Consider the following 557-nt stretch of genomic DNA (forward strand, 5'->3'; position numbering starts at 1 on the left):
TTTTCTTTAAACTCAGCAACTTGTGCTTTATTAGTGGCAGACAAACTGATCACTGGGCAACCTAGCGTCTTTTCTAACTCAGCAATGTTGATCATCTGACGTTCACGCTTTAACGCATCCATTTTGTTGAGAACAACAACCATCGGACGCCCAAGCTCACGAAGTTGCAGCGTCATATATAGACTGCGCTCTAAGCTGGTGGCATCAATCACGTTGATGATCAAATCAGCTGGGTGCGTCAACACCGCACGAGAAGCGATGGATTCATCGATACTGTTACTATCGTTACCGCTGTCCAGAGAGTAAATGCCCGGCAAGTCCGTCAGTAAAAATTCTTCACCCGCGTGCTTAAATTGACCCGTTTTTTTCTCAACAGTCACGCCCGCCCAGTTTCCCACTTGCTGTTTTGCACCTGTCAGGCCATTGAACAACGTTGTTTTACCGCTATTCGGATTGCCAACGGTCAGAATTTGATACTGCATTTATTTGCTCTCCACTTCGATCTGCGCGGCAATGTTCTCTCGAACCGCAAGTGACACACCACGGACTTCGACTTG

The 557-nt window shown here is 47.0% G+C and carries 1 protein-coding gene; it reads right to left on the reverse strand.

Annotated elements, in window-relative coordinates:
* Positions 1–482, reverse strand: a 482-nt coding sequence (locus R7044_RS27260) for a FeoB small GTPase domain-containing protein (RefSeq protein WP_225456231.1), incomplete at its 3' end; no start/stop codon positions are given.
* Between the last annotated feature and the right edge of the window lie 75 nt (positions 483–557).

The sequence above is a fragment of the Vibrio sp. 1402 genome (assembly GCF_033340275.1).